The following is a 1,699-nucleotide window of genomic DNA, read 5'->3' on the forward strand; positions in this document are numbered from 1 at the left end:
CGCCGCCAGTCGTGCCGGTGCCACCGTTGCCGCCGCCACCGCCGGCGGCGCCGCTGCCCGCGTTTTCGGCCGGGGCGGGCGGCAGGGGCGGTAATGGCGGCGGCGGCGGCAACGGCGGCGCTGGCTCGGCTGGCTCGGCTGGTGCGGGCGGCCACGGCGGCGCTGGCGGAAACAGCACCGCCACCGGCGCCACCGGAGGTAAGGGCGGTGCTGGTGGCAACGGTGGCACCGGCGGCGCTGGCCTCGGTCTCACCCCAGGTGGTCACGGCGCAAACGGCGGCAATGGCGGAGCCGGTGGCAGCGGGTACGTCGGGGGCGCCGGTGGTGCTGCGGGCGACGGCGGCTTCGGTGGCAGCGGCGGGATCACCAGCGGTACCGGCGGGGGCAATGGCGGTAGTGGCGGTAGCGGCGGCAAGGGCGGGGCCGGGGTCGTCCTCGGTGGCGCCGGCGGAGCCGGGGGACACGGCTCCCACGGTGGTCCCGCCACCAATACAGCTAGCGGCGGGCGTGGCGGGGCGGGCGGCTCTGGTGGCGCTGGTGGCCCCGGCGGTGACGCCACCGCCGTAGGGGGCAAGGGCGGTGCGGGCGGCAACGGCGGTAACGGCAGCTTCGGCAACACCAGCGGCGGCGACGCTACCGGGGTCACGGGCGCATCGGGTGGCACCGGTGGCGCCGGTGGTGCCGGCGGCAGCAACCTCAACGGCTTCGGCGGCGACGGCGGCTCCGGTGGGTCCGGCGGCGCCGGCGGTAACGGCGGCTCCACCGGCGCAAACGCCGGAATCGTTGGCGGCTCCGGTGGTTCCGGTGGTGCCGGCGGTGCCGGCGGCAACGGCAGCAACGAGTTCGGTTACCAGGGCGGTAAGGGCGGTGCCGGCGGCAATGGGGGCTTCGGCGTCGGCGGCAACAGCAGCGTCACCAGAGGCGGTAGTGGCGCCGGCGGCGGCCTTGGTGGTGGCGGCGGCAGCGGCTACGTCGGCGGGGAAGGCGGTCAGGGCGGTAACGGCGGCGCTGGCGGACCCAACGGCATGTCCGCCATCGGCACCGTTTCCGGTGGCGGTGGCAATGGTGGAGGCGGCGGCACAGGCGGTGCCGGTATCGCCGCCGGCGGTAAGGGCGGTAATGGCGGTATCGGTGGCACCGGCGGTCACGGTGGCATTTCGACCGGCGGCAATGGCGGCAACGGTGGTACGGGCGGTGGCGGCGGCAAGGCCGCGGACGGTGGCACGGGCGGTAATGGGGGGAACGGCGGTAATAGCGGCGCGGGTGGCGGGACCGCCATCGGTGCCGGCGGCGACAGTGGGATCAGCGGCGCCGGCGGGGCCGGTGGCAACAGCGGCACCAAGGCCCCAACCGTCGGCCCCGGCGGCGCTTCCGGCCCCAACCACCACAGCGGCTCCACTCCCGGGGCAGCCGCCACCGGCGGAAGCGGCGGACTGGGGGCAACACCGTGATTGACGGCCGACGGACGATGCGCAGGATGCAAATGAAAGAGACGGCAGCATGAATTTCGCGATTCTGCCGCCGGAGGTCAATTCGGCGCTGATTCTCACCGGGGCGGGTTCGGGGGCCCTGTTAGCCGCAGCCGCCGCCTGGGATGAGCTGGCCGCCGAGTTGAGTTCGGCGGCGGCGTCGTTCGGTGCGGTGACCTCGGGGCTGGTTGATGGGGCGTGGCAGGGACCATCGTCGACCGCGATGGCAG

Annotated in this window: 1 protein-coding gene and 1 pseudogene; both read left to right on the top strand. The window is 75.0% G+C overall.

Annotation, left to right across the window (positions count from 1 at the left end; genetic code table 11):
* Positions 1 to 1,451 (top strand): annotated as a pseudogene (locus A5636_RS26910) (PE family protein); the annotation flags it as partial.
* 49 nt (positions 1,452 to 1,500) lie between these two features.
* On the top strand, positions 1,501 to 1,699 hold a 199-nt coding region (locus A5636_RS22245), incomplete at its 3' end, for a PPE domain-containing protein (RefSeq protein ID WP_155763952.1).

The sequence above is a fragment of the Mycobacterium asiaticum genome, assembly GCF_001673315.1.
Lineage (GTDB): Bacteria > Actinomycetota > Actinomycetes > Mycobacteriales > Mycobacteriaceae > Mycobacterium > Mycobacterium asiaticum_B.